28 protein-coding genes are annotated in these 25,973 nt (G+C 73.2%); 14 read left to right on the top strand and 14 right to left on the bottom strand.

Translation table 11 applies throughout. From position 1 onward, the window contains the following. Positions 1-184: 184 nt before the first annotated feature. A complete protein-coding gene (locus tag J2X59_RS13880; protein WP_251159985.1) occupies positions 185-502 on the bottom strand; it encodes a hypothetical protein in 318 nt (105 codons plus the stop codon). Positions 503-654: 152 nt separating this feature from the next. Between J2X59_RS13880 and J2X59_RS13875 the strand changes: the two genes are divergently transcribed. Both J2X59_RS13875 and J2X59_RS13870 read left to right on the top strand, forming a co-directional pair. Further along, positions 655-1,332 (top strand): TetR/AcrR family transcriptional regulator, encoded by a 678-nt coding sequence (locus J2X59_RS13875; RefSeq protein ID WP_066651619.1) that lies wholly within the window; start codon positions 655-657, stop codon positions 1,330-1,332. A gap of 82 nt (positions 1,333-1,414) precedes the next feature. After that, positions 1,415-1,609 carry a DUF2795 domain-containing protein gene (locus tag J2X59_RS13870; RefSeq protein WP_326497065.1) on the top strand — a complete coding sequence of 65 codons (195 nt, stop codon included), beginning with the start codon at positions 1,415-1,417 and terminating at the stop codon, positions 1,607-1,609. A gap of 98 nt (positions 1,610-1,707) precedes the next feature. Here the strand turns inward: J2X59_RS13870 and J2X59_RS13865 are convergent, their stop codons facing one another. The 3 genes from J2X59_RS13865 to J2X59_RS13855 all read right to left on the bottom strand — a co-directional run bounded on the left by J2X59_RS13865 (position 1,708) and on the right by J2X59_RS13855 (position 4,277). After that, on the bottom strand, positions 1,708-3,216 hold the full coding sequence (locus J2X59_RS13865; RefSeq protein ID WP_066651626.1) for a threonine/serine ThrE exporter family protein: 1,509 nt from the start codon (positions 3,214-3,216) through the stop codon (positions 1,708-1,710). A gap of 64 nt (positions 3,217-3,280) precedes the next feature. Next, positions 3,281-3,757 (bottom strand): hypothetical protein, encoded by a 477-nt coding sequence (locus tag J2X59_RS13860; protein ID WP_326497064.1) that lies wholly within the window; start codon positions 3,755-3,757, stop codon positions 3,281-3,283. Positions 3,758-3,836: 79 nt separating this feature from the next. After that, a complete protein-coding gene (locus J2X59_RS13855) occupies positions 3,837-4,277 on the bottom strand; it encodes an OsmC family peroxiredoxin (RefSeq protein WP_326497063.1) in 441 nt (146 codons plus the stop codon). Positions 4,278-4,432: 155 nt separating this feature from the next. Here J2X59_RS13855 and J2X59_RS13850 point away from each other — a divergent pair, with 155 nt between their 5' ends. After that, positions 4,433-5,476, top strand: a complete 1,044-nt coding sequence (locus tag J2X59_RS13850; RefSeq protein WP_251154237.1) for an NAD(P)-dependent alcohol dehydrogenase — start codon at positions 4,433-4,435, stop codon at positions 5,474-5,476. A gap of 171 nt (positions 5,477-5,647) precedes the next feature. On the opposite strand, the gene J2X59_RS13845 is transcribed toward J2X59_RS13850, so the two are convergent. The 6 genes from J2X59_RS13845 to J2X59_RS13820 are packed head-to-tail and all read right to left on the bottom strand — an operon-like array spanning position 5,648 to position 13,442. After that, complete coding sequence (locus J2X59_RS13845) at positions 5,648-6,349, bottom strand: GntR family transcriptional regulator (protein ID WP_251154236.1); 702 nt, start codon at positions 6,347-6,349, stop codon at positions 5,648-5,650. 46 nt (positions 6,350-6,395) lie between these two features. Further along, positions 6,396-8,045 (bottom strand): ABC transporter ATP-binding protein, encoded by a 1,650-nt coding sequence (locus J2X59_RS13840; RefSeq protein WP_326497062.1) that lies wholly within the window; start codon positions 8,043-8,045, stop codon positions 6,396-6,398. A 10-nt stretch (positions 8,046-8,055) separates the two neighbouring features. Next, positions 8,056-9,951, bottom strand: a complete 1,896-nt coding sequence (locus tag J2X59_RS13835; RefSeq protein ID WP_326497061.1) for a gamma-glutamyltransferase family protein — start codon at positions 9,949-9,951, stop codon at positions 8,056-8,058. 10 nt (positions 9,952-9,961) lie between these two features. Further along, positions 9,962-10,837 carry an ABC transporter permease gene (locus J2X59_RS13830; RefSeq protein WP_326497060.1) on the bottom strand — a complete coding sequence of 292 codons (876 nt, stop codon included), beginning with the start codon at positions 10,835-10,837 and terminating at the stop codon, positions 9,962-9,964. Beyond that, positions 10,834-11,787 (bottom strand): ABC transporter permease, encoded by a 954-nt coding sequence (locus tag J2X59_RS13825; protein WP_326497059.1) that lies wholly within the window; start codon positions 11,785-11,787, stop codon positions 10,834-10,836. The genes J2X59_RS13830 and J2X59_RS13825 overlap by 4 nt, the downstream gene beginning before the upstream one ends. Then, positions 11,784-13,442 carry an ABC transporter substrate-binding protein gene (locus tag J2X59_RS13820; RefSeq protein ID WP_326497058.1) on the bottom strand — a complete coding sequence of 553 codons (1,659 nt, stop codon included), beginning with the start codon at positions 13,440-13,442 and terminating at the stop codon, positions 11,784-11,786. The genes J2X59_RS13825 and J2X59_RS13820 overlap by 4 nt, the downstream gene beginning before the upstream one ends. 312 nt (positions 13,443-13,754) lie before the next feature. On the opposite strand from J2X59_RS13820, the gene J2X59_RS13815 reads away from it, so the two are divergent. Continuing rightward, the gene (locus tag J2X59_RS13815; protein ID WP_326497057.1) at positions 13,755-14,912 is read left to right on the top strand and encodes a peptidoglycan DD-metalloendopeptidase family protein; all 1,158 of its coding nucleotides are present in this window, start codon (positions 13,755-13,757) and stop codon (positions 14,910-14,912) included. Positions 14,913-14,944: 32 nt separating this feature from the next. Beyond that, positions 14,945-15,568 (top strand): DNA alkylation repair protein, encoded by a 624-nt coding sequence (locus J2X59_RS13810; protein WP_326497056.1) that lies wholly within the window; start codon positions 14,945-14,947, stop codon positions 15,566-15,568. 131 nt (positions 15,569-15,699) lie between these two features. On the opposite strand, the gene J2X59_RS13805 is transcribed toward J2X59_RS13810, so the two are convergent. After that, the gene (locus J2X59_RS13805; protein ID WP_326497055.1) at positions 15,700-16,512 is read right to left on the bottom strand and encodes a polysaccharide deacetylase family protein; all 813 of its coding nucleotides are present in this window, start codon (positions 16,510-16,512) and stop codon (positions 15,700-15,702) included. A gap of 222 nt (positions 16,513-16,734) precedes the next feature. Here J2X59_RS13805 and J2X59_RS13800 point away from each other — a divergent pair, with 222 nt between their 5' ends. The 5 genes from J2X59_RS13800 (at position 16,735) to J2X59_RS13780 (ending at position 20,655) form a co-directional block, all read left to right on the top strand. Further along, entirely contained in the window at positions 16,735-17,925 is a 1,191-nt protein-coding gene (locus tag J2X59_RS13800) for a zinc-dependent alcohol dehydrogenase (RefSeq protein WP_066651641.1), read from the top strand. A 28-nt stretch (positions 17,926-17,953) separates the two neighbouring features. Next, positions 17,954-19,012 (top strand): NAD-dependent epimerase/dehydratase family protein, encoded by a 1,059-nt coding sequence (locus J2X59_RS13795; RefSeq protein ID WP_326497054.1) that lies wholly within the window; start codon positions 17,954-17,956, stop codon positions 19,010-19,012. Positions 19,013-19,190: 178 nt separating this feature from the next. Continuing rightward, positions 19,191-19,538: a hypothetical protein gene (locus J2X59_RS13790; RefSeq protein WP_326497053.1), complete on the top strand. Its 348-nt coding sequence runs from the start codon at positions 19,191-19,193 to the stop codon at positions 19,536-19,538. A 9-nt stretch (positions 19,539-19,547) separates the two neighbouring features. Further along, on the top strand, positions 19,548-19,982 hold the full coding sequence (locus tag J2X59_RS13785; RefSeq protein ID WP_326497052.1) for a DUF6314 family protein: 435 nt from the start codon (positions 19,548-19,550) through the stop codon (positions 19,980-19,982). A gap of 4 nt (positions 19,983-19,986) precedes the next feature. Further along, positions 19,987-20,655 (top strand): pentapeptide repeat-containing protein, encoded by a 669-nt coding sequence (locus tag J2X59_RS13780; protein ID WP_326497051.1) that lies wholly within the window; start codon positions 19,987-19,989, stop codon positions 20,653-20,655. On the opposite strand, the gene J2X59_RS13775 is transcribed toward J2X59_RS13780, so the two are convergent. After that, the gene (locus J2X59_RS13775) at positions 20,640-21,629 is read right to left on the bottom strand and encodes an NAD(P)/FAD-dependent oxidoreductase (protein ID WP_326497050.1); all 990 of its coding nucleotides are present in this window, start codon (positions 21,627-21,629) and stop codon (positions 20,640-20,642) included. The two genes, J2X59_RS13780 and J2X59_RS13775, sit on opposite strands and share 16 nt — an antisense overlap. Before the next feature lie 66 nt (positions 21,630-21,695). Here J2X59_RS13775 and J2X59_RS13770 point away from each other — a divergent pair, with 66 nt between their 5' ends. Continuing rightward, complete coding sequence (locus J2X59_RS13770; RefSeq protein WP_326497049.1) at positions 21,696-22,304, top strand: helix-turn-helix domain-containing protein; 609 nt, start codon at positions 21,696-21,698, stop codon at positions 22,302-22,304. Between the two features lie 3 nt (positions 22,305-22,307). Here J2X59_RS13770 and J2X59_RS13765 read toward each other — a convergent pair whose 3' ends face one another. Together J2X59_RS13765 and J2X59_RS13760 are read right to left on the bottom strand one after the other, a co-directional pair. Then, positions 22,308-22,997 carry a hypothetical protein gene (locus J2X59_RS13765; protein WP_326497048.1) on the bottom strand — a complete coding sequence of 230 codons (690 nt, stop codon included), beginning with the start codon at positions 22,995-22,997 and terminating at the stop codon, positions 22,308-22,310. A gap of 111 nt (positions 22,998-23,108) precedes the next feature. Next, positions 23,109-23,873, bottom strand: coding sequence for a glycosyltransferase family 2 protein (locus tag J2X59_RS13760; RefSeq protein ID WP_326497047.1), 765 nt, complete (start codon positions 23,871-23,873; stop codon positions 23,109-23,111). A gap of 200 nt (positions 23,874-24,073) precedes the next feature. Here J2X59_RS13760 and J2X59_RS13755 point away from each other — a divergent pair, with 200 nt between their 5' ends. From J2X59_RS13755 to J2X59_RS13745, 3 genes are read left to right on the top strand one after another with little or no spacing between them, the layout of a single operon-like run. Beyond that, a complete protein-coding gene (locus J2X59_RS13755; protein ID WP_326497046.1) occupies positions 24,074-24,955 on the top strand; it encodes a hypothetical protein in 882 nt (293 codons plus the stop codon). Next, positions 24,952-25,395 carry a phage holin family protein gene (locus tag J2X59_RS13750; RefSeq protein ID WP_326497045.1) on the top strand — a complete coding sequence of 148 codons (444 nt, stop codon included), beginning with the start codon at positions 24,952-24,954 and terminating at the stop codon, positions 25,393-25,395. The genes J2X59_RS13755 and J2X59_RS13750 overlap by 4 nt, the downstream gene beginning before the upstream one ends. Next, entirely contained in the window at positions 25,392-25,964 is a 573-nt protein-coding gene (locus J2X59_RS13745; protein ID WP_126891097.1) for a DUF3618 domain-containing protein, read from the top strand. The genes J2X59_RS13750 and J2X59_RS13745 overlap by 4 nt, the downstream gene beginning before the upstream one ends. Positions 25,965-25,973: the final 9 nt, after the last annotated feature.

Here is a 25,973-nt window from a genome sequence, read left to right as displayed (position 1 = left end):
CCGCCCCGGTCCCTGGCCGTCGCCCCCCCCCCCCAGGAGCGCGGCGAGGCGCCCCCCCCCCCCCCCCCCCGCGCCCGCCCCCCCCCCCCCCCCCCCCCCCCCCCCGCGGGGGGGGGGGGGGGGGGGGCGGCCCCCCCCCCCCCCCCGCCTCCAGTCCGTCTGCGGTCACGTCCACCGCACGCCGTCAGCAGGCGACGGACCGCGCCATCCGCTCCAGCAGCTCCCGCGCGGACATCGCCGCCGTGAGCTCGACCTCGACCGGGTTGATCCCGATCGCCCGCTCGAACGCCCGGCGTCGTGCCTGGTCGGCGATCGGGACCTCGGGGCGTTGCGGCAGCCGGGCGATCGCGCGTGCTGCAGCGCCGAACGCGCCCTCCGGGGAGCCGAGCTGCTCCCACATCGTCCGCACGTCGTGCGCGACCTGCTCGTCGTCGCCGCCGAACTCGTAGCCTGCGGAGGCCATGGTGGCCAGGCCCTGTGCGACGGGGTCTTCGGGGGTCATCCCGGCATGGTCGCACGGCAGCCCGCGTGCGTGCTCCGGGGTCGTCGCCTGTCCCCCGACATGCTGACACCCGTACCGGGGATGCTGTGTCCCCCGCCACTGCGCTTGGATGGAGGTGCGGACAGGACGTCCGCCGCACGACGGAGGGCACGATGCTCGAACACACCAGCGCCGACACGCAGGCGGCAGCCGCCGCGGCCGCCACCCTGCACCTGCGCATCACGATCGTCGGCGCCACGGTCGACGTCCTCCGCGACGTGCCCTTCCACGAGGCCCACGTCGGCATGGTCGCCGAGCGGATGGGCATCACGACGGAGGAGCTCCGCCAGCACTTCCCGTCCTGGGACGGCCTCGTGCTCGCCGCCGTCGACCGCTGGAACGGCGCGCGACTGGAAGCGGTGGCGCACGAGGTCGGGGACGGCCCCACGGTCGACCTGCTGCGTGCGATCGTCGCCTCGAACGCCGAGGACCCCGCGCTCATGCGGCTGCTCGTCGCACTGCTCTCCGTCGCCGGCAACCCTGCGCACCCCATGGCCACGTACCTGCGGTCGCGCTACCAGCTCTTCTTCTCGCAGGTCCGGCGCGGCCTGGAGCACGACATCGCCGTCGGCCGCGCGCCCCACACGATGGACCCCCGTCGCGGTGCCGAGCAGCTCATCGCGCTGTACGAGGGGCTCCAGCTGCAGGCGATGCTCCGCGCGGAGCTCGACCTGGTGCCGGCGTTCGACCGTGCGGTCGCCCGACTCGAGCGCGGCTGGATGGAGCGGTACGAGCCGCAGGCCGCGCAGCGCTTCTCGACGTGGAGCGACAGCGGGAGCTGGGAGATCTGACCCCTGGCCGCGAGGCGCGTCACCCGGGTCGACCCGGAGCCGCACGGGCGTAGTCGTGGAGGCTCCGACGGAAGGAACCGACATGGCAGCACCGAACCCGATCCAGGTCCAGAAGTACCTCAGCGGCATCGACTACCCCGCCTCGAAGGAGGACATCGTCGCGACCGCCGAGAAGGAGGACGCCCCCGGTGACGTCCTGGACGCCCTGAAGGGGATGCCGGACGGCGACTACGACGCCCCCACCGCGGTGACGAAGGCCGTCTCCGACAAGGGCTGAGGCGCTCGCACCATCCGAGACCCGGGCTGGGCGACGTTCCTCGTGCTCCCGGGCACGAGAGCGATCGCCCAGCCCGGGTCTCGTGTCCGGGTGGTCCCTCAGCGCGGGCGGTGGCCCCGCGGCACGGAGCCGTTGCCCGGGTCGTACCCGGTGTCCCGCAGCACGGGGATCGCCGTCGTGTCGTTGTGGACCGAGTGCACCGTCACCCGACGCGCCCGCCGCAGGGCCCGTCGCGCGCCGGGGGTCGCCACGAGACCACCGAGCACGAGCCCCGCGCCGATGCCGAGTGCCACCGAGACGGCCGCCACGAAGTCGAGCGCGGCGCCGGACGCCCCCGACATGAAGTGCAGCAGGGCATCGGACACCGCGACACCGGGCAGCAGTGCACCGCAGAACGCCGGCACCGCGATCGCCGCCACGGCCGTGCGCATCCGGGCTGCTGCGATGGTCGACAGCACGCCGAGCAGCACCGACGCGATGAACGTCGCTCCCAGCAGCGGCATGCCGAGGTGCCGGAGCTCCCAGAGGAACGCGCCGGCGGTGACCGAGAACACCACCGCGACGGGGATGACCCGGGCACTGGCCTGCTGCACGAAGCAGTTCGCCGCCGCGGACACGACCGTCAGCGACAACGAGGCCCAGAGCGGCAGCGGTTGCAGCACGATGCCGGACGGGTCGACCTCGATGCTGAGCCACTGCAGGACCGCGATGCCGGCCGGGACTCCCACGACGATCGCGGCGATCACGAGCACGATGTAGAACGCCCGGGCGACGGCCATGGCCCGGAAGCCGGAGATCGCGTCCTGGGCCCAGGTGACGAGCGACACGTGGGGCAGCAGCAGGACGACGAGTGCGGCGACCATCGTGGCCGCACCCGTCGCGGTCAGGACGTCGGCCCAGATCGCCAGGGTGCCGATGGCCGAGGCGACGGCTGCCTGCGCACCGGAGACGAAGAACTGCGGGAAGCCCCGGCCGGTCAGCCAGCGGCCGGACAGGATGATCCCGAACATGAGCACGAACGCGCCGACACCGGCGCGCCAGCCACCACCGGCCTGCATCGCGATCGAGGTACCGAGCACCGAGAGGCCCACGTCGGCGAGCCAGGTCGGCCACCGGGTCGGCAGCCGCAGGACGGCGACCAGGGCGCTCACCGCGCTCGTCATGTCGCGCTCGCCGTGCACCAGGTCGTCGACGATCTGGTTCGCGCGGGCGAGCCGGTCGAGGTCGGAGCCGTCGGACTGCACCGTGCGGACCTTGACGAGCGGCGGGTGGTCGGCCGGGGCGTACTGGAGCGTGACCGAGCTGCCGGAGAAGTCGAGGTCGAGGGGCGCGAGGTTCCACTTCGTGGACACCGCGACGACGGCGGTCTCGACACTGCGGGTGTCCGCGCCGGAGGCGAGCATGACCTCGGCCAGGTCGAGGCAGAAGTCGACGATCTGCACCGGCGAGTACTGCTCGCGCGGGCGGGTGTCGGGGGTGACGTCCTCGTAGATCGTGCCGCGCAGGCGGGCGCGGGCGTCGCGGATGTCGTGCTGTGCGAGGTTGCGGACGCGCGGCCGGGGTGGGCGCCCGGGCCGCGGGACGCCGGGGAGGAACTGCTCGGCCATCAGACCATGGTGCCAGCCGCTCGTGCCCGAGTCCGGACGTCCGCTGGACGTTGCCGATGACGGGTCAGTGACGGCCCTGCGTGCTGAGTCGTCCGGCTGTGAAGGCGGTGAGGACCGCGCCGACCAGCACGACGACCTGCCCGGTCAGCTGCAGTCCGGTGGACCGGATCGGCAGCATCGTCTCGCCGGCGAGGGGCGCGTAGGCGAACCACCCGAACGACGGGTTCGGTGCTGCGAGGAGGAGGACGACGCCGGCGACGAGCACGATGATCCCGACCAGCAGCCCCCGGAGCGTCGAGGTGCGGGCGAGGCGAGCGGCGCAGACGGCCGCGACGATCCCACCGAGCAGGGCGAGGACCGCCCCCACGACGAGCTGTCCGGGTCGGTCCCCGCTGACGAACGCGAAGTCACCGCCCGATCCGCCCGCGATCCAGCCGGACGAGTCGAGTCGCCGCACCGCCAGGAACACCACGCCGACGAGGGCGACGAGTGCGCCCATCCACGTGACCACGTGCGTGCGGGTGCGGAAGAGGCGGCGCATGCGCCCCACCGTACCGATGGACGGACGGGAGGCGCGGTGCCAGCTGGCACCGCGCCTCCCGTCCGTACCGGGGTCGCGACTACTGCTCGAAGGTCGCCTTGAGCTCGATGTCGACGCCGGTGAGCGCCTTGGAGACCGGGCAGGTCGCCTTGGCCTCGTCGGCCGCCGCCAGGAAGGCGGCCTCGTCGATGCCGGAGACCTCACCGTTGACGGTGAGGGTGATGCCGGTGAGCTTGAAGCCGCCGGCGCTGTCCGGGCCGAGCGAGACGTCGGCCTTGACGTCGAGGGCCTCGACGGTGCCGCCGGCCTCGCCGAGGATCGCGGAGAACTGCATCGCGTAGCAGGCCGAGTGGGCCGCGGCGATGAGCTCCTCGGGGCTGGTGGTGCCACCGGCCTCGTCCGCGGCGCGCTTCGGGAAGGAGACGTCGTAGGTGCCGACCTTCGAGCTCGACAGCTCGACCTGGCCGGAACCGTCGTTGAGGCCGCCCTGCCAGGCGGTGCGTGCGGTGCGCGTGGGCATAGCCGCTCCTTTCGTTGGGGGAGGCCCCGTTCAGGGCCGACGCCAGTCAATCGGAGAACGACCGTTCTCGCAACCGGCTCTCGGGGAAGACGCAGGATGTCCGGCGACCGAGCTACGCGACAGGTGTAGTTTTGACGGAGATCGAAGGAGAACCCATGCACGCCGTCGTGTTCGAGCAGTTCCGGACGTTCCCCGTCCTGACCGAGGTCGAGAAGCCCGTCCCGGGACCCGGGGAGGTGCTCCTCAAGGTCGCCGGTGCCGGGGCGTGCCACTCCGACGTCGCCGTCTACCGCGAGTTCCAGGAGGGGCAGCCGGGCGCGCAGGCCCCCGGATTCGTCCTCGGGCACGAGACCTCCGGGTGGGTCGAGGCCGTCGGTGACGGGGTGAGCGGCTTCACCGAGGGCGACGCCTACCTCGTCTACGGGCCGGTCGGCTGCGGGCACTGCGCGTCCTGTTCGAAGGGCCAGGACACCTACTGCGAGAACGCTGCCACGAACCCGTACGCGGCCATCGGTCTCGGTCGGGACGGCGGCATGGCGGAGTACGTGACCGTCCCGGCGCGCAACCTCGTCTCGCTCGGCGACGCCGATCCGATCGCGGCGGCACCGCTCAGCGACGCCGCACTCACGCCGTACCACGCGATCAAGGCAGCGATGCCGAACCTGGCGGGCGGCGGCAGGTACGCGCTCGTGGTGGGGCTCGGCGGTCTCGGGCAGATCGCCGTGCAGATCCTCACGGCGCTCACCGGCGCCACGGTCATCGCGACCGACACGAAGCAGGACGCGATGGACCGTGCCGCGGCCCGCGGTGCGGTCACCGTTCCCGCCGGGCCGGACCAGGCCACCGCGATCCGCGAGCTCACCGGCGGCAAGGGCGTCGATGCGGCGTTCGACTTCGTCGGTGCGACGCCGACGATCGCGACCGCGAAGGCCTCGATGGCGATCGGCGGACGGCTGACCGTCGTCGGGATCGCCGGCGGGACCGTCGAGTGGAACTTCTTCACGACGCCGTACGAGTCGACGATCACGAACACCTACTGGGGCACGATCGAGGACCTGCACGAGGTCGTCGCGATGTACCGAGCGGGGCAGATCGAGCCCGACGTCGAGCGGTTCGCGTTGTCCGACGCGCTCGAGGCCTACCGGAAGCTCGAGGCCGGCGAGCTGTCCGGCCGCGCGGTGGTCGTCCCGACGCTGTAGCGGCGGCGGCCGCGGCCGCCGCGGCTGCCCGAGGCTCGGCTGGGCGGACGGTTTCGCGGCCGCTGGGCCGCGAACGTGTCCGCATGCGCGAGCCTCGGCCGCGCGGCCCGCGCGGCCCGTGCGGGCCGTGCGGGCCGCGCCGGGCCGGACCGGCCGGGCCGGGCCGGCCGGTCAGACCGCGGGGCCCGCGGTCCGCAGGGCGTCGGCCTGCTCCGGGGAGGAGCGCGCCGCGTACCCGATGCGGCTCTCGCGGACGTGCCAGGCCATCCGCTCGGCGGCCTGCTCCACGTCCCCCGCGTCGATCGCGGCCAGGATGCGCCGGTGATCGGGCCACAGGCGCTTGCCGCGTGACGAGGTGTCGAGCGCGTAGAGCCACTCGATCTTCCGCGAGAGCTGCCGGAGCAGGGTCGCGAGCGTCGTGCTGCCCGAGAGCTCGGCGACCAGCAGGTGGAAGCGCTCGTTCAGGTCGACGAGCAGGTCGAGCTCGCCCCGCTCGACGGCCGCGTCACCCTCGTCGAGGACGGCCCCGAGTTCGCGGCGCACGCGCCACCAGTCCTCCGGCGGGGCCTCCGCGTCGAAGAGCGTGCGCGCCCGGGTCGCGGCGCGGCGGGCGGTGGCGGTCTCGAGCGACTCGCGGACCGCGAACAGGTCGTCGGCCTCGTCGAACGGGATGTCGGCGATGCGCGAGCCCACGTTCGGGCGCGACACCACGAAGCCCTCGCCCTCGAGCCCGCGGAGTGCCTCGCGGACCGGCACCCGGGAGACCCCGTGCCGCTCCGCGAGGAACGCCTCGGTCACCCGGGTGCCCGGTTGCAGGGCGCCGGTCACGATGTCGTGGCGGATGGCGTCGATGACGCTCGTCCCGTTCAGCACGGTGCCGATCGTGCCACACCGCGCCGGTCGCCCACCCGGGACGCCGTCACGCAGCCGCCTCGGCGAGGGCCCTGCCCGGGATGGCGTCGAGCAGGTCCTTCGTGTACTGCTCCTGCGGGTCGTCGAACACCGCGGCGACCGATCCCCGCTCGACGACCTCACCCCGGCGCATCACCACGACGTCGTCGGCGATCCGCCGGACCACCCCGAGGTCGTGCGTGATGAAGAGGTAGCTCAGCCCGAGCCGGTCCTGGAGCTCCTCGAGCAGCGCCAGGATCTGCTCCTGCACCAGGACGTCGAGCGCCGAGACCGCCTCGTCGAGGATGATCAGCTCGGGTTCGAGCGCCAGCGCCCGGGCGATCGCCACGCGCTGCCGCTGCCCGCCGGACAGTTCGTTCGGCCGGAGCTGTGCGACCTCGCGGGGGAGCGCCACCTGGTCGAGGAGCGTCGCCACCCGCTCGGTGCGCGACGCCCGGTCACCGATGCCGAAGACGCGCAGGGGCTCGTCGATGATCCGCTCGATCGTCGAGGTCGGGTCGAGCGACCCGTACGGGTCCTGGAACACCGGCTGCACCCGGCGTCGGATCTCCCGCCGCTCGGCGCCACGGGCGGTCCCGATGGACTTCCCGTCGACCAGGGCGGTGCCCGACGTCGGCGTCTCGAGTCCGAGCACGATCCGCGCGACCGTCGTCTTGCCCGAGCCGGACTCGCCGACGACCGCGGTGGTCGTGCCGCGGCGCACCGCGAACGACACCCCGTCGGCAGCCTTGAGCGTTCCGGCCCCACGACCGCGGAGCCGGTACTCCTTCACCAGGTCGGACACGACGAGGATCGGCTCGCCCGCGGCCACGGGCTCCGGCGCGACCCCGGACAGCGCGGGGGCCGCCGCGATGAGCCGCTTCGTGTACTCGTGCTGCGGGTCACGGAGGATCGCCTCGGGCGCACCCTGCTCGACGATCTCGCCGTCGAGCATCACGACGACGCGGTCGGTCCGGTCGGCCGCGACCCCGAGGTCGTGCGTCACGAACAGCAGCGTCGTGCCGTGCTGGTCGACGAGGGTCTGCAGGTGGTCGAGGATCTGCCGCTGCACGGTCACGTCGAGCGCGCTGGTCGGCTCGTCGGCGATGAGCAGCTCGGGCTGGCGGGCCAGTGCGACGGCGATGAGGATGCGCTGCCGCATCCCGCCGGAGAACTCGTGCGGGAACTGGTCCGCCCGTCGGGAGGCCTCGGGGATCCCGGCCTCGGTCATCAGTGCCACCACCCGCTGCCGGATCGCCGCGCGTCCCCGCAGCCCGCCGGCCCGCAGCGCGTCGGCGATCTGCGCGCCGACCCGCATCGACGGGTTGAGGTTCGTCGACGGGTCCTGCGGCACGAGCCCGATCCGTGCGCCACGGACGCGTCGCATGAGCGCCTCGTCGGCGTGGGCGATGTCGTCGTCGCCGAGGCGGATCCCACCATCGGTGATGTGCCCGGCCCCCGGCAGGAGCCGGAGCAGGGCCGCGATGAGCGTCGACTTGCCCGAGCCGGACTGGCCGACGATCGCGACGCGCTCGCCGCGGCGGACGTCGAGGTCGACACCGTGCAGGACCTCGCGGTCACCGAAGGCGACCCGCAGGTCGCGGACGGACAGCAGGGTGTCGGTCCGGTCGGTCTGGAGGCGCGGTGCGGCCCCGGTGGTCGTGTCGCCGTCGTGCATGGTCCGGTCCTCAGCGTCCTGCGGCATAGCCCTGTGCTCCTCGCGGGTTGGCGGCGGCGCCCATGACGCCGGTGTCGGGGTCGCGCGTCACGCACGACAGGCGGCCGAGCGACCAGTCGCCGGCGCGGGTGACGACGTGGCCGAGCTCCTCGAGCCCGGCGATGACGTCGTCACCGAGGCGGTCCTCGACGACGAGGCCGCCCGGGGTCCAGGTGCGGGGCCAGAACGACCCCGGGAACGACGTCGTGTGCAGGGCGGGTGCGTCGATCGCCTGCTGCGGGGACCACCCGCCGACGATCGTGCGGAGCAGGAAGAGCAGCTGCCACTGGTCCTGCTGGTCACCACCCGGGCTGCCCATCGCGACCACCGGCTCGCCGTCCCGGAGCACGAGCGTCGGGGTGAGCGTCGTGCGGGGTCGGGCGCCCGGGGTGAGCGTGGACGCGGTGCCCTCCTCGAGCCACGTCATCTGCATGCGGGTGCCGAGGCAGAACCCGAGCTCCGGGATCGTCGGCGACGACTGCAGCCACCCGCCGGAGGGCGTCGCGCTGACGATGTTGCCCCAGCGGTCGACGACGTCGATGTGGCACGTGTCGCCGCGGGTCTCGCCCGTCTCCATCACGATCGGCTCACCGCGGTCCTCGTGCACGGGGTCGTCCTCGGCCGGTGCGGCCACCGCGTCGCCGCGGGCGCCGGGGACGGTGGGCTCGCCGACACCGGCGATCGACTCGCCGCGCGGTGTGTACGTCTCACGCAGCGGGGGCATCGCACCCGCGGGCACCGAGACCGACCCCGGTCGCAGCTCGTGCGACGCACGGTCACCGATCAGGGCGCGACGCGCGTCGGAGTACGCATCGGAGAGCAGCTCGGCCATCGGGACGTCGCCGTCGCCGTAGTACGCCTCGCGGTCGGCGAGGGCGAGCTTCTGCGCCTCGGCGATCGTGTGCGCGCCGAGGACGGTCGACGGGTCGAGCCGTTCGTCGTCCAGCGGGTCGAGCAGGCGGAGGGTCTGCAGGAGCGCCGGTCCCTGGCCCCACGGCCCGGTCTTCGCGATCGTGTGGCCACGGAACTCCGCGGTCGTCGCGGGCTCGGTCGACGCCCGGAACGCCGCGAGGTCGCTCGCGCGGACCACCCCGGCGTGGTCGGTGCCGGACGCGTGGCGGTGCGGGGCGCGGACGAAGGCGTCGACTGCCTGCGCGACGAAGCCCTCGGCCCACTCGGTGCGGGCGGCCTCGATGCGCGCGACGCGCGCGCCCTCGCCGTCCACGGTGCCGGACCCTGCCTGCACGAGCCGTTCCAGGACCGAGGCCCAGGTCTCGTTGCGCACCATCGACCCGGCGACCGGCACCGAGCCTCCCGGCAGCCACCGCTCGGCGGAGGACGGCCAGTGGTCGCGGAACAGGTCCTGCACGGTCCCGATGGTGGCGACCACGCGGGGCGCGACCGGGTGACCGTCGCGGGCGTAGCCGATCGCGGGGGCGAGCACGTCGGCGAGCTCCCACGTGCCGTGCTCGGCGAGGAGGAGCAGCCACGCGTCGACGGCACCGGGGACGGCGGCCGCCAGCGCGCCCGCCCCCGGGACCAGGTCCAGGCCCTCGGACCGGAAGTGCTCCGGCGTCGCGCCGGCCGGGGCCGGTCCCTGGCCCACGAGGACGGTCGGTGCCCTGTCGGACGCCGTCGCGAAGATCGCGGTCACGTCGCCACCGGGTCCGTTCAGGTGCGGTTCGACGACGTGCAGGACGAAGGCGCCGGCGACGGCGGCGTCGAAGGCGTTGCCGCCGCGCTCGAGGACCGACTGCGCCGTCGCGGTCGCGATCCAGTGCGTCGACGCGGCCATCCCGAAGGTGCCCTGCAGGTCCGGACGGGTGGTCTCCGTCGGCGGGGTGGTGAAGGCGGGGTTGGTGCTCATGGTGCTGGTGCTACTTCCGGTCCGAGGCGGTGGGGTCGAGGGCGTCGCGCAGGGCGTCCCCGAACAGGTTGAAGCCGAGGCAGATGACGGCGATCGCGACCCCCGGCACGACGGCGGCCCACGGCGCCTGGCCGAGGTACTGCTGCGCGTCCGAGAGCATGATGCCGAGGCTCGGCGTGGGCGGCTGGATGCCGAGCCCGAGGAAGGACAGCAGCGCCTCGCCGATCACCGCGACCGGCATGATCACGGTGGCCTGCACGATGATCGCCGAGACGCAGTTCGGCAGGACGTGCTGCGCGATGATGCGCGCGCCGCCGGCGTCCAGCGTCCTCGCGCTCGTCACGAAGTCGGCGCTCGTGATCCGCAGGGTCTCACCGCGCACGATCCGGATCATCGCCGGCACGTGCGAGATGCCGATCGCGATCACGGCGTTCGACAGGCTCGGCCCGCTGATCGCCGCGAGCCCGACCGCGATGATGAGGAACGGGAACGCGAGCGCGACGTCGGTCAGGCGGGAGATGATCGCGTCGAGCCAGCGCCAGTACCCGGCGAGCAGGCCGAGCGGGGTGCCGACCACGACGGCGAGCAGCACCGACAGCACGCCGACGACGAGCGAGACCTGGATCCCGTACAGCGTGCGGGACAGGATGTCGCGGCCGAGGTCGTCGGTACCGAACCCGAAGCCGACGGTGAAGGGCACCTGGAACGGCAGGTCGAAGTGCGTCGCGGTCGGGTCGTGCGGTGCGACGATCGGTGCGGTGATCCCGGCGAGCACGACGACGGCGAGCATGATGCCCCCCGTCATGCCGAGCCGGTTCGTCCGGACCTGCTTCCAGATGCGACCGCGGCTCGAGCCCAGGTCGAAGGGAGCGGTGATGGTGGTCATGCGGTGCCTCCGACGCGGATCTTCGGGTTGATGACGGAGTACAGGACGTCCACGGCGAAGTTGATGAGGACGTAGCCCAGGGTGATCACGAGCACGACGGCCTGGATGACCGGGTAGTCGCGGGTGAACACGGCGTCGAGCGTGAGCTTGCCGAACCCGGGCAGGGCGAAGATGCGCTCCGTGACGACCGCGCCCGAGATGAGGCCACCGAGCTGCAGGCCGACGATCGTGACGACGACGATCATCGAGTTGCGCAGGCCGTAGCGGAAGAGCACCCGCGGGCGGCTGAGCCCCTTCGCCCGGGCGGTCCGGACGAAGTCGGTCTTCATCGTCTCGATCATCGACGCGCGGGTCTGGCGCATGATGACGGCCGCGAGCGACGTGCCGAGGATGAGCGCCGGGAGCGTCAGGTGGTGCAGCGCGCCGAGCGGGTCCCGCGTCACCGGGACGTAGCCCGAGGCGGGGAACCAGCCGAGGCCCGCCGCGAGCCAGACGATCGCGAGGATGCCGAGCCAGAAGTTCGGCACGCTCAGGCCGACGAGCGCGGCGGCGTTCGCCATCCACTCGGGCCACCGGCCGCGGTAGCGCTCGGCGAGGGTGCCGAGGGCGACCCCCACGACGACCGCGACCACGATCGCGTAGAGCGCGAGCCACAGCGTGACGGGGAGCGTCGAGCCGAGCAGGTCCGTGACCGGGGAGCCGGTGCGGGTGGACTGTCCGAGGTCGCCCTGCAGTGCGTTGACGACGAAGCGCCAGTACTGCACGACCAGGGAGTCGTCGAGGCCGAGGTCGGCGCGGACGGCGGCGAGCCGCTCGGGGCTCGCCTCCTCGCCGGCCAGGGCCAGGGCCGGGTCGCCTGGCAGCTGCCGGACCCCGAAGAAGACCACGATCGAGGCGAGGACGAGCGTGAGCGCCGCCTGCCAGAGCCGTGTCAGGACGTACCGGGTCACTTGTCGCTGCCTTCCACGAACGCCGCCTGGCTGAGCCGGACCACGCCGTCGGCGAAGGTGGACACCCCGGCGACGTCGGAGCTGACGCCGGTGATGCTGCGGGTCCGGTAGAGGTAGATGATCGGGTCGTCCTGCTGCACCTTCGTGACCAGCTGGCCGTACAGGTCGGCGCGTTCCTGCTGGTCGGTGGCCTGCGCCGCCCGGGCGATGAGGTCGTCGACCTCGGGGTCGCTGTAGCCCGGGTAGTTGTTGCCGCCGCCGGTACCGAGGAACGAGCCGATGTTGCCGTGCGGGTCGACACGGCCCGACCAGCCGAGCTGCAGCGCCTGGAAGTCGCCGCGGGTCTGGTCGTCGAGCAGCGTCGTGTACTCGACCGGGGTGATCGTGATCGCGAAGCCGCCGGCGCGGGCCTGGGCCTGGAGCGCCTGGGCGAACCGGACGGTGTCGGGGGTGTTCGTCACCTCCATCTCGATCGGGAACGGCTGCTCGACCCCCGCTTCCTCGAGGAGCTCCTCCGCGCGGTCGGGGTCGTACTCCGGGCACGCCTTGCTCGCGTCGGTCGCGAAGGCGCTCGTGTCCGGGATCGGGGAGCACGCGACGTCCGCCCACCCGCGGAACACGCTCTGCACGAGCTCGCCGCGGTTGATCGACATGGACAGGGCCTGCCGGACCTTCCGCTCGGTGGCGAGCGGGGTGTCGAGTGGCTCCGGGTCGGTGCCGACGCCGTCCTGGTTGGCGAGGTTGATCGTGATGCCCTGGTAGCCGAGGGAGCCGGTGCGGAGGACCTCCAGGTCCTTCCGCTCCATCAGGTCGTCGACGTCCTGCGTGGAGATCGTGTCGGCGACCTGGACGTCCCCGGACTTCAGGTTCTGCGCGCGGATGCTGGCGTCGGTGATGATGCGGTAGGTGATCCGGTCGAAGTGGGCGCTCGCCGGGTCGTGGTACATCGGGTCACGCTCGACGGTGATCGAGGTCTGCGGCACGCGCTCGACGAACTTGTAGGGGCCGATGCAGACCGGGGCGTCCCCGAACCCGTCGCCCTCCTGCTCCAGCGCCGTCGGCGACATGACCATGCCCGCACGGTCGGCGAGTGCCGCGGTGATCGGGGCGAACGGGGTCGAGTAGCGGATGCGGACGGTGTGGTCGTCCACCGCGTCGATGCTGGAGACCGGACCCATCTCGCTCTTCCGGCTCGAGTCGTCCTTCGTCAGGTTCCGCTCGAGCGTCGTCACGACGGCGTCCGCGTCGAACGGGGTGCCGTCGGCGAAGCGGTAGCCGGTGTGCACCGGGAACGTGACGGTCTTCCCGCCGTCCGACACCGTCGGCAGCTCGGTCGCGAGCATCGGGACGATCGCACCGTCGGCGTCGATGTCGAAGAGCTTCTGGCACATCGTCTCCATGACGTACCGGGTGTACAGCGACGACGAGGTGGTCGGGTCGAGCCGGTCCGGTTCGGCGGAGAGCGCCATGACGAGGTCACCGCCCTCGCGGACCTGCTGGTCGCCGATCGCGACGGTGGTGACGGTGCCGGCGGTGGCACCACCGGCCTTCGAGCGTTGGACCGGCACGCACGCAGTGAGCGCGAGCGAGGCGGCCAGGGCGACGGCGGGCACGGCGAGGAGTGTCCGGCGGCGTCGAGCGGGGGTCTGGGACATCGTGTTCCTGGAGCTGCTGGTGTGCGTGGTGACTCTTGTGGAGTCACGCTCAGGAGTGCGGTGATTGCATACAATCACGACTGACAGCGCTCGTTTGTACACAGTGTGTTTCCGGTGTGTAACAGTTCCGCCGATCGTCGGCGCTCGTCTGCACGATTCCCGCCGCGTGTCATGCCCCCGGTCCGGGGGCTGTCCCGACCGGAGGCCTCCTGCGAACATCGACCCTCGGTGGGTTTCAGGGGCCCGCCGTTCCGAGACACGCACAGCGCCGGCGTCCGACGCCCGCGGCACCACGAGCAGGGGTTCCACCACATGATCAGGGCACGGGCGAAGTTCGCCGCGGCCGTCACCGCCGTCGTCATCGCGGCCGCGGGACTCGTCGCCACCGCGTCGCCGGCGCAGGCCGCGACCACCTACAAGGGCTCGGTGAAGGCCGGCACGACCTTGCAGCCGGGTGACACCATCACCTCGACCAACGGGCAGTTCCGACTCGTGATGCAGGGCGACGGCAACCTCGTCGAGTACGGCATCGGCAACGTCGTGCTCTGGGCGTCGAACACCCCGGAGCAGTTCGGCGCAGCAGCCGTCGTGCAGAAGGACGGCCGCCTGTCGCTCGTCCGGAGCGGTCGACTCGTGGCGCAGTGGGGGTCCGCCGGGGCGTCGAAGGACTTCGGTGTCCGCGCGGACGGCGAGCTGCGGATGCGCAAGACCGACAACGGCATGCTCTGGCGCATCACGGTCGCGCAGAGCAGCGTCCGGTCCGGCAACGAGATCCTGCCCGGCACCGTGCTCCGATCGAACCCGGGCGCCGCGCGGACGTTCACGATGCAGACGGACGGCAACCTGGTGCAGTACGTCAGCGGCAAGCCGGTCTGGTCGTCGCAGACGTTCGGCAACCCCGGGGCGAGGGCCGCCGTGCAGGCGGACGGCAACCTCGTCGTCTACGCAGCGGGCGGGCGGCGAGCGCTCTGGTCGTCCCGCACGTACGGGCGCGGTGCCGGGCAGTTGCTCGTCCAGGTCGACTCGAACGTCGTCCTGTACGGCGGCTCCGACACGCGGACCTGGTCGACGAAGCCCGTGACCGGTCTGCTCTGGCCGGTGAACGGGACGACCATCTCCGGCCGGTACGGTGACGACCGCGGGGCGGGGCACGTCCCCCGGTACCACCAGGGCACGGATGCCCCCGTGCGGGTCGGCACCCCGGTGTACTCGTCAGGTCGGGGCACGGTGACGACGGTGGTCCGCGACAACCCGAGCTACGGCAACTACGTCGTCGTCTCCTACGGCCTGACCACCGTCCTGACCGCGCACCTGAGCGAGATCGGTGTGACCAAGGGCCAGGTGGTCGGCATCGGCAAGCAGCTCGGCAAGTCGGGCAACACCGGGCAGTCCACCGGTCCGCACGTGCACGTCGAGACCCGCGTGAACGGCACGCTGAAGGACCCGTTGTCGCTGCTGTCCTTCCGCTGACCTCCGCGGCGGTCGCGGCCTAGGCTGATCGGGTGCAGCGCCACGACGCCGACTCGGTCCTCGCCGCCCTCGCCAGGACCCCGGGCGACGTCGCGGGTGCCCGGCGCGTCGCCCGACGGTTCGCCGACGTCGACGCCGGGGAGCGCACGGCGCTGCTCTGGAGCGAGGACGCGGGAGCGCGGCTGGTCGCCGTGCTGCTGCTGGTGCAGGCGATGCGCGCGCACCCCGACCCCGAGCTGACCGACGAGTACCTCGCCGCGGCGAAGGCCGAGCGGTTCGAGGACACGGTCCTGGTGGACGTCGCGGCCGAGGAGCTCGTCGGCGTCCCGCTCGTCGGCGCCTCGACCGGCCCGCTGTTCGCGCTCGCGAAGTCCGACGTGGCGATGGTCCGCCGGATCGCCGTCGTCGCGACGCTCGCGTTCGTCAAGCAGGGGGACGCCGAGGTGCCGCTCGCGATCGCCGGTCGGCTGGTCCGGGAGCGCAGCGACACCGTGCAGTCCGCGCTCGGGTGGGTCCTCCGCGAGACCGGGAAGCGCGCCTCGGAGTCGGCGCTCGTGGCGTTCCTCGAGCGGAACGGCCGCTTGCTGTCGACGGCGGCCCGGGCGACCGCGACCGAGCACCTGCCGCCGGCCGAGCGGGACCGCCCGCGCGGCTGACGACTCACCCTCGCGAGACGCAACGACGGCGACTGCTCGCAGCGCTGTACCGCTGCGAGCAGCAGCCGACGTTGCGTGTTGCCGAACCGGCGGGACCCGGCAGGACGGACGGCCGGCCGGGCCGCAGGGCGTCAGCGCGTGAAGACGTCGTCCAGCGTCCAGGTCGCCAGGCCGCGCTCCTCGAGCAGGGCGTGCAGCCTCGGGAGCGCCCCGATCGTGCCGGGGAAGTTCGCGTGCCCGATGACGATGTGCGCCGGCTGGAACCACTGCTCCGCGAAGCCGACGATCTGCTCCGCCGTGATGTCGCCCGAGTCGGCGAGCGTCCCGTACCAGAGCAGCGGGGTCGAGTAGCCGACGGCCGCCGCGGCACGGTCCACCCGGGCGTCGTGGTAGCCGAAGGGCGGTCGGAAGTACGGGCGGGCGTCGACCCCGAACGTCCGCTCGAGGAACGCGTGGTTCCGCATCAGTTCGTCCTGGATCGCCTGGTCGCCGAGCTTCGTCAGCGCGGGGTGGCTCCACGTGTGGTTGCCGAGCTGCACCTGCCCGGAGTCGACGAGCGGCCGCAGCAGGTCGGCGTGCTCGGTCCACGACGGTCGGTCCCCGTTCACGAAGAACGTCATTCGCGTCCCGGTCTCGGCGGCGAAGCGGGCGTAGGCCTCGACGACCTCGGGTGATGCCCCGTCGTCCACGGTCCACGCGATCCCCGGCGTGCCCTCCGGCAGGCCCGTGATCGTGCCGCCGGGCAGGGGGACCCGCGTCAGTGCCGGCCTCGTCGGGGTCGGGGTCGGGGTCGGCGTGGGTGTCGGCGTTGCCGTCGAGCGCGTGGGGGCGGAGGACGTCGGCGCCGCGGGCCGGTCACCACCGGAACAGGCAGCGAGGACCGCGGCCGCCAGGGTGCCGGTCGCCCCGGCGAGGATCGTCCGGCGGGTGGTGCTGTGGTCCATCGGTCCCAGCCTGCCGACCGGCCGGGCGCCGGCGCATCCGCACGCCGGAGGAGTCGCGGTGGCCGACCGGCCACCGGTGCGGACGGGAGGCCCGCCCCACCGCCGCCCGCAGCGCGCGTGGAGGACGGGGCTGGGAGGGCACCACGGGGCGGGCGCGTACCGAGGAGGTCACGTGAGCCGTGCCTCCCGGCCGGCCCGAAGCAACGACGAGAGGAACGCGACGTGCGCGCACTCACCTGGCAGGGCACCGAGAAGGTGTCCGTCGAGACCGTCCCCGACCCGACGATCCAGGAGCCGACCGACGCGATCGTGCGGATCACCTCGACGGCGATCTGCGGCTCCGACCTGCACCTGTACCGGGTCCTCGGCCCGTACATCGACAAGGGCGACGTCCTCGGCCACGAGCCCATGGGCATCGTCGAGGAGGTCGGCTCCGCCGTCACGAACCTCAAGGTCGGCGACCGCGTCGTCGTGCCGTTCAACATCTCCTGCGGGCACTGCTGGATGTGCCAGCACGGCTTCCAGTCGCAGTGCGAGACCACCCAGGTCAAGGAGTACGGCACCGGTGCCTCGCTCTTCGGGTACACGAAGATGTACGGCCAGGTCCCCGGCGGCCAGGCCGAGTACCTCCGCGTGCCGCACGCCGACTACGGCCCCATCAAGGTGCCCGACACCGGCGCCGACGACCAGTGGCTCTTCATGAGCGACATCATCCCGACCGCGTGGCAGGCCGTGCAGTACGCCGAGGTCCCCGAGGGCGGCACGCTCGCGGTGCTCGGTCTCGGTCCGGTCGGCCAGTTCGCCGCACGCATCGGCAAGCACCTCGGGTACCGGGTCCTCGCCGTCGACCCCGAGCAGGTCCGCCGCGACCTCGGTGCGAAGCACGGCATCGAGGTGTTCGACCTCGACGACGACATGGTGTCGAAGCTGATCGACCTGACCGACGGGCGCGGACCGGACGGTGTCGTCGACGCGGTCGGCATGGAGGCGCACGGCAACCCCGTCGCCGGGTTCGCGCAGCGCGCGGCCGGGCTGCTGCCCGACAAGCTCGCGCAGAAGGCGATCGAGACCGCGGGCGTCGACCGCCTGGCGGCGGTGCACGCGGCGATCGACCTCGTCCGCCGCGGCGGCACGGTCTCGCTGTCCGGTGTCTACGGCGGCATGGCCGACCCGATGCCGATGATGACCCTCTTCGACAAGCAGATCACGATCCGCGAGGGGCAGTGCAACGTCCGCCGCTGGGTCGACGACCTCATGCCGCTCGTGTCCGACCCCTCGGACCCGCTCGGCACCCTCGACCTCACCACGCACCGGGTCTCGCTCGAGGACGCCCCGGAGATGTACTCGGTCTTCCAGAAGAAGGAGGACGGCTGCATCAAGGTCGTCCTCGACCCGTCGATGGCCGCGGCCTGATGACCGCCCGTCCGCTGCGGGTGCGCTGATGCGCGTCGTCGTGGTCGGGGCGACCGGCAACGTCGGGACCGCGGTGCTGCGACGGCTCGCGGCTGCGCGGCTCACCGGTGACGGCCGCGCGGGCGACGAGGACGGCCTGCAGGTCGTCGGCGTCGCCCGCCGGGTGCCGGACGCCCGGGTCGCGCCGTACGACGTCGCCGTGTGGCACGCGGTCGACGTCGGTGGTCCGCGTGCCGTGGACGAGCTGACGGCGGTGTTCCAGGGCGCCGACGCCGTGGTGCACCTGGCGTGGGCACTCCAGCCGACGCACGACATCCCGGCGCAGCACCGGACGAACGTCACCGGGACGGCGAACGTGCTCGCGGCGGTCGCCCGGGCCGGCGTCGGGCAGGTCGTCGTTGCGTCGTCGGTCGGGGCCTACCGCGGTGTGGACGTCGAGGGCAAGCGGACCCCGGTGGACGAGTCGTTCCCCGCCACCGGCATCCAGACCGCCACCTACTCGATCCACAAGGCCGCGAACGAGGCCGCTCTCGACGTGTTCGCGTCGCAGCACCCCGGGGTCGTCGTCACGCGGCTCCGACCCGGACTGGTGTTCCAGCGCGGGGTCGCGGCCGAGCTCCGGGGGCTGTTCCTCGGGCACCTCGTGCCGATGTCGATCGTCCGGGCGGCTCGGTTCGCGGTGCTGCCGTTGCCGCTGCCGTTCGTGTTCCAGGCCGTGCACGCCGACGACCTGGCGGACGCGTTCTGGCGGACGATCGACCGACGTGCGGCCGGGGCGTTCAACATCGCAGCGACGCCGGTGCTCACCCCGCCACGCATGGCCCGGGCAGCGGGGATGCTCGGAGCGGTGCGGGTACCGCTCCGACTGCTGCGCGGGATCGTCACGCTGACCTGGCGGCTCCGGCTCCAACCGACGGACGCCGGGTGGCTCGACATCGCCGCCGGGGTGCCGATCATGCGGACCGACCGGGCTCGGCGCGAGCTCGGGTGGGTGCCGCAGCACACGGCGGAGGACGCACTGCGCGAGCTCGTCGGCGGGTTCGCGGACGGGGCGAACGTCGAGGCGTCGGGGCCCCTGCGCGGCTGAGGGACGCGGGCCCGGCCCGTGGCGGGGCCCGGGGGACCTGGTGGAAGCGTGCGTACCTGGTGGGACGGTTCCACCAGGTACGCCCGGAAGCCCCTGGCATGGCACCTGTTCTGGGAAGCACCGGGCGCGCTACGCTCCAGCCCAGGGCGCGACCGTGCCCGGCAGGGGAGGGGCTGACATGGCGATCGACGACTTCGGGGCCCCGGGCGGGGAGACCCACAACCCGCTGATCCCGCCCGTGTACGACCTGGTCTGGACCCTCGTGGCCGTCGGCGGCATCGTCACGCTCCTCGGCGTCGTCGCGGTGATCGTCCTCGTCGTGCACCGGTCCCGGCGGATGGCCGCTCGTGGACAGGACCCCCTGACCCTGCCGGAGGACCTGGCGTACCGCGCGGCGCAGAGCGCAGCGTTCGCTCCGGCGGTCTCCCGAGAGCACCGGCTCGCCGAGCTCGACGACCTGCACCGCCGGGGCCTCATCACCGACGACGAGCGCCGGGACGCCCGGGCTGAGGCGCTCCGCGCGTAACCTGGCGGGGTGCTGCCGACGAGCCCGCTGCTGCCGACGGACCTGCTGGGCGACTGGACGCTCCGCCGGACGGTCGACGACCGCCTCGCGGGTGTGACCGGCGCCGTCACCGGGTCGACGACCCTGACGCTGACGGCCCCGGACGAGGTGCGCTGGGACGAGTCCGGCACGATGACGTTCGACGGCCGCGTTGTACCGGTGTCCCGGACCCTCGTCGTGCGCCGGGGCCCTGACGGCCGGTGGACGGTGCACTTCGCCGACGGCCGGCCCTTCCACGACTGGGTGTGGGGCACCACGGTCGAGCACGCGTGCGCGCCCGACGACTACACGGGCGTGCTCGACGGGGACGCCGAGCGCTGGACCGTCCGGTGGCGGGCACGTGGTCCGGCGAAGGACCACCGGCTCGACAGCGTCCTGCAGCGTCGGTCCACCACGGCAGACTGAGCGCATGGCACGCTCCTCGACCGGTACCGCCGCCCCCCGGATCAGCCCGATCGACCCGCGGGACCTCGACGAGTGGGCACCGGCGCCCGGTGACGTCCTGACCGGGGACCGGATCGACGGCAGGCGCATCGACGTGCTCGACCTCGCGGGCGAGCGCCTGCCCGACCTCGAGCTCGAGGAGTGCGTGGTCGACACGCTCCGGGCGGACGGCACCGACCTGCGCGGACTGCGCATCCGCGACTCGGTGGTCGAGACGCTCGACGCGCCGGTGTTCCGCGCCTCGAGCAGCGCCTGGCGCGAGGTCCGGGTCGCCGGTGGCCGGGTCGGCTCCGCCGAGCTGTACGACGCGACGCTGAACGGGGTCGAGTTCGTCGGCATGAAGCTCGGGTTCGTCAACCTGCGCGGCTCGACGCTCACCGACGTCGTGTTCCGCGACTGCGTGGTCGACGAGCTCGACGTCGCCGACGCCCGGCTGCTGCGCGTGGCCTTCCCCGGCACCCGGATCCGCTCCGTGGAGGGCTCGGGCACCCGCATCGAGCACGTGGACCTGCGCGACGCCGACCTCGACCGGGTGGAGCGGCTCGAGGGCCTCCGCGGGGCGACGATCGGCACCGACCAGCTGTTCGCCCTCGCGCCGCTCCTAGCAGCGCAGGCCGGCTACCGCGTGGAGTGACCGGCGGGCTCCGCGTCGGCGGCCAGCGCCGCCGCGATGTCGGCCTGGACGAGGTCGCCGTGCACCGCGGCACCGGCCTGGGTCCCCGCAGCCGCCGACGCGATGACGGTGGCCATCGGTGACGTCACGTTGCCCGCGGCGTACACCCCGCGGACGCCCGTCTGGCCGACCGCGTCGACGGTGAGCCCACCGCCGAACCGGAAGCCGTTCACGACGACGTCCTCCGCGTGCAGCCCGAGCCCCTCGAGGAACCCGACGCGTGGCTCCGCCGTGCTCGACGCCGCGAGCGCGTCGAGCGCGACGACCTCCCCGGAGTCGAGCTCGACACCGGTCAGGACGCCGTCCGAGGAGCGGACCCGCGTGATCGACGCCTCGACCACCTCGACGCCGCGGGCCCGGAGACCGGCGAGCGCGGTGTCGTCGACCAGTGCGGGGTCCGTGACGAACGCCGTGACCCGGTCGCTCAGCGCGCGGAACATCTGGGCGTGGTGCGCACCGTTCGGTGTGGTGACGAGGACACCGATGCGGCCGTCGCGGACCTCCCACCCGTGGCAGAACGGGCAGTGCACGACGCCGCGTCCCCACTGCTCGGCGAGGCCGGGGACGTCCGGCAGCACGTCGACGGCGCCGGAGGCGACGACCAGCCGGCGCGACGTGACGACCGCTCCGGAGTCGAGGGTGACCGAGAAGCCGACGGGGTCGACACCGGTGCCCGCGGTGGCGGACGTGGCCACGACCCTCCCGGCCGCGACCTCGACGCCGTACGCGGCGACCTCCTCACGGCCGATCCGGGTCAGCTCCGCGGGTGCGACGCCCTCGCGCCCGAGGTAGTTGTGGGCGCCCTCGGCGGGCGCGTTCCGGGGCTCACCCGCGTCGACGACGAGGACGGAACGGCGCGACCGCCCCGTGATGAGTGCGGCGGACAGGCCGGCGGCCGAGCCGCCGATGACGATGACGTCGTAGTGATCACGCATGACCGCAGCATGGCCAGTGGTCGGCAACAACGGCAACGAATCTTGCCGGTGTGGCAACATGGCGGCATGGTGCACGGCCGGGAGGAACGGATCACCCCACCGACGACGGCGCAGGTCGTCGACGCGGTCGGCCCGCGGCTGCGGTCGCTGCGGGAGCGACGACAGGTCACGCTCGCGGCGCTCGCCGCGGAGACCGGCGTCTCGGTGTCGACGCTCTCGCGGCTCGAGTCGGGGCAGCGTCGACCGACCCTCGAGCTGCTGCTGCCCCTCGCCCGGGCGTACCAGGTCCCGCTCGACGACCTCGTCGGCGCACCGCAGACCGGCGACCCGCGCGTCCACCTGCAGCCCGAGCGGCACGGCGGTCGCGTGGTGATCCCGCTGACGAAGCGCACCGGGGGCGTGCGGTCGTTCAAGCAGCTCATCCCGCCGATGCCGGCGAACGGCGACCGGAGCCTGAAGACGCACGAGGGCTACGAGTGGCTCTACGTGCTGTCCGGGCGCCTGCGCCTGCTGCTCGGCGACCGCGACTTCGACCTCGGGCCGGGCGAGGTCGTCGAGTTCGACACGCACACCCCGCACTGGGTCGGCAACACCACGGACGAGGTCACCGAGGTGCTCTGCCTGTACGGGCCGCAGGGGGAGCGGGCCCACGTGCGGTCACGGCCGGCGGGCTGAGGCTCAGCCGAACACGTGCCCGACGACGTCCTCGAGGAGCCCGTCCGTCGGCACGTTCGACTGGGCGATGCGGATGCCGATGTCGCCGCGGGTGAAGTAGGTGTCGCCGTCGGTCACGGGGTACTGCGGGTTCTGCGTGACCTTCTGGCACCGGAGCCCGTCGTCGACGGACGCGCAGTCGAAGCCGGACAGTCCGCGGAGCGCCTCCGTGGCACGCGACGGGACGACGTTCTCGACCTGGATGGTGAGGTTCGTGAGGTCGGCCTCGGGGTCACGCCAGACGCAGTACAACCGTTGCCCGCTCGACTGCCGTGCCGGGGTCAGAGCGGTGCGGGGGACCTCGAGGTCACCGACGACGGCGGGGTCGTTCAGGGCGGCCTCGTCGGTGTAGTCGAACGCGCCCGGCGTCACGAGGTCGTCGCACATCTCGGGCACCGTGCCCGTCGCGGCGGCCGGTGCGGTGCTCGACGGCGGTGACGACGTGTGCGTCGCCCCGGTGTCGGGCGTCCGTGCCGGGGTGGCGCCGTCGGCCGGGGTCGGCGCACCCGACGTCCTCGACGACGCGGACGTGGACGTGCTCGCGGTCGGGGTGGCGCCGTCACCGCCGTCGCCGGTGCACCCCGACAGGGTGAGCGCGAGGCTCGCCCCGAGTCCGATCGTGGCGAGCAGTGTCGTGGTGCCTGTGTGCCGCATCGTTCCCCCGGGTGCATCGTCAGGTGTCCACCCGACCTCGTGGTGCCGACGGTAGTCGTCGACCCTGCCTGGTGCTCCGCGGATCGGTGTTCCGCGGACCCGGTGCGCCGGTCAGCGCCGGCGGGTCCAGCGAGCGCGGACCCGGGCCCGGAGGGCCACGCGGCCCCGTCGCGCCCAGCGCCGCACCGGGTTCGCCCGTCGGCCGTTGACCCGGAAGGTGTGGAACGCGCGCCGGGTCCGCCGCGCGACGGAGGTCGCCCCGGACAACGGCCTCGCGGACACCTCGACGGTCAGCGCACGATCGACCAGGACGCGCCAGGCGGGGTCGAGCTGCATCGAGAGGTCGACGTCGTCGTGCACCTCGGGGTCGTCGCGGTGCACGCGGCCGCGCACCGCTGTCCAGGTGTCGCGCCACATCACCGTCGCAGACCCGAAGAGCGGCGGCCGTCCGAGCGCGGACCACATCAGCACGAAGTACGGCCCCATGTAGAGCGCGTCCCACAGGCGGCGGAGGGCCCGGCCACCCTGACTCGGCCGGCCCGGGCCGGTCACGGCCACGACGCCCGGCGTCCCGAGCAGGCGCACGGACTCGGCGATCCACCCGGGCGGCGGAACCGAGTCGGCGTCGAGCCGCGCGATGACGTCCCCCGAGGCGCGGTCGTACCCACGAGCCGAGGCCGACGCGATGCCTCGTACGGGTTCGTGCAGCACGGTCGCGCCCGCGGCCCGGGCGACCTCGACGCTGTCGTCGGTGCTGCCGTTGTCGACGACGAGGACCTCGTGCACGGGGTGCGTCTGCGCGGCCAGCGCCTCCAGGCAGCGTGCGAGGTGCTCGGCATCGTCGAGCACGGGGACGACGACGGAGACCTGCGGCACCCTGCCGATCCTGCCGGAGGCGCGCTGGGCGGACCGTCGGCCCCCGCTGCAGTGGTCGACCACGGCCGTCCCTCCGCGTTCCGTGGACGGACCGACCGCGCAGATCGACGTTCCTGTGCCGCAGCGCAGCGCCGGTCGCGCACGGTCGGGTCCAGCGCGACGGGTGCCGTACCCGCCGCGACCGAACCGGAAGGCCGACCATGACCACGAACCCACCCGGGAACGACTCCGGGACGCCCATCCACGACCGCACCGCGGCTGCCGAGGGACACGAGGTGCACCCGGGCGTGACGGTGCCCTCCTTCGGCACCGGCGTCCCCGCGCCGCGCGACACCGACCGCGACTTCGACGACGTCCTCCGGCCCGACGGCTTCGACGACGTCGAGCCGCTCGACGCGCTGCCCGCCGACGAGCAGCTCCCGGCGACGCCGTCCGCCGCCGGTGCGTCGGCACCGCTGCACGACCCCACGACGACGAGCACGGGCACCGGCACCTCCACCGGCTTCGTTCCGCCCGTCGGCGGGGCCGCCTCGAGCACCGGTTCCGGTGCCGGCGGCGGCAGCAGCGACGGCGGCAAGGCCGACGCAGCCAAGGGCGCCGCGCAGGACGTCGCCGGCGACGCGAAGGACAAGGCCGCGGACGTGGCCGGCACCGCGAAGGAGCAGGCGTCGAACGTCGCCTCCGAGGCGACCGACCACGCCAAGCAGCTCTACTCCCAGGCCTCCGACACGCTCAAGGAGCAGGCCGCAGGACAGCAGGAGCGCGCCGCCGGGGGCCTCCGCAGCCTCGGCGAACAGCTCGGGCGCATGGCCGACAAGGACGACGAGCAGGGCATCGCCGCGAAGGTCGTCCGCGACCTCTCGAACCGCGCGGGCTCCGCAGCCGGGTACCTCGAGAACCGCGACCCCGGCTCGCTCCTCGACGAGGTGAAGTCCTTCGCCGCGAAGCGTCCCGGCACGTTCATCGCGCTCGCCGCGGGCGCCGGCATCCTCGCCGGACGCCTGACGAAGGTCCTCGCCACCGAGGTCAAGCACGAGAAGGAGGCCGGCGAGACCTCGACCGGCACGGGGAGCGGCGTATGAGCCACACGGTCCCGGGCGCGACCCCGCTGGGTGAGCCGACGCCCGAGGAACGCGCCGCCACGACGCCCCTGGGCGAACTGCTGACCGACGTGTCGAAGGACCTGTCGTCGCTGTTCCGCCAGGAGGTCGCCCTCGCCAAGGCGGAGCTCACCGAGTCCGCCAAGAAGGCGGGCAAGGCCGGCGGCATGTTCGGCGGCGCCGGGCTCACCGCCCTGCTCGCCCTGCTGTTCCTGTCGATCGCCGCGTGGTGGGGTCTCGGGTACCTCATCGGCAACGCGTGGTCCGCCGTCGTGATCGCCGTGGTCTACGCGATCGTCGCCGCGATCCTCGCCGTCCGGGGGCGCAAGGAGATCAAGGAGATCCAGGGCGCCCCGCAGACGGTCGAGACCGTCAAGGAAGTCCCCGAAGCACTGAAGCCGAACACCGGGAGGAAGCCATGAGCACCCCAGAAGAGATCCGTGCCGACATCGAGCGCACCCGCGGTGCCCTCGGGTCCGACGTCGACGCCCTGGCCGACAAGGTCAACCCGTCGTCGATCGCGCACCGCCAGACCGACCGGGTGAAGAACCGTTTCCAGGGCGTCCGCGACTCGGTGATGGGCTCGGCGCACTCCGCCGGCTCGAGCGTCTCGGGGTCTGCCTCGGGTGCGACCGACCGGGCGAAGGACGTCGCGCACGAGGGCGTCGAGAAGGCCAAGGGCAACCCGCTGGCGGTCGGGCTCATCGCGTTCGGCGCCGGGTGGCTCGCCTCGTCGCTCATCCCGACGTCCGACAAGGAGGAGCAGCTCGCCGGTGAGCTCAAGGACAAGGCGGCGCCCCTCGTCGAGGACGTCAAGTCCCAGGCGAAGGACGTCGGTTCGCAGCTGGGCGACGTGGCGAAGGAGCACGCGCAGGACCTCAAGGGGACCGCGCAGGACGCCGCGCAGACCGTCAAGGACGAGGCGCAGGGCGCCGCGTCCGACGTCCAGGAGCACGCGAAGGGTGCTGCGGACGACGTGCGCAGCAGCTGACGTCACCCC

Origin of the sequence: Curtobacterium sp. 260 (assembly GCF_030803485.1) — a bacterium.
Lineage (GTDB): Bacteria > Actinomycetota > Actinomycetes > Actinomycetales > Microbacteriaceae > Curtobacterium.
This window is presented reverse-complemented; position numbering and strand designations above follow the sequence as displayed.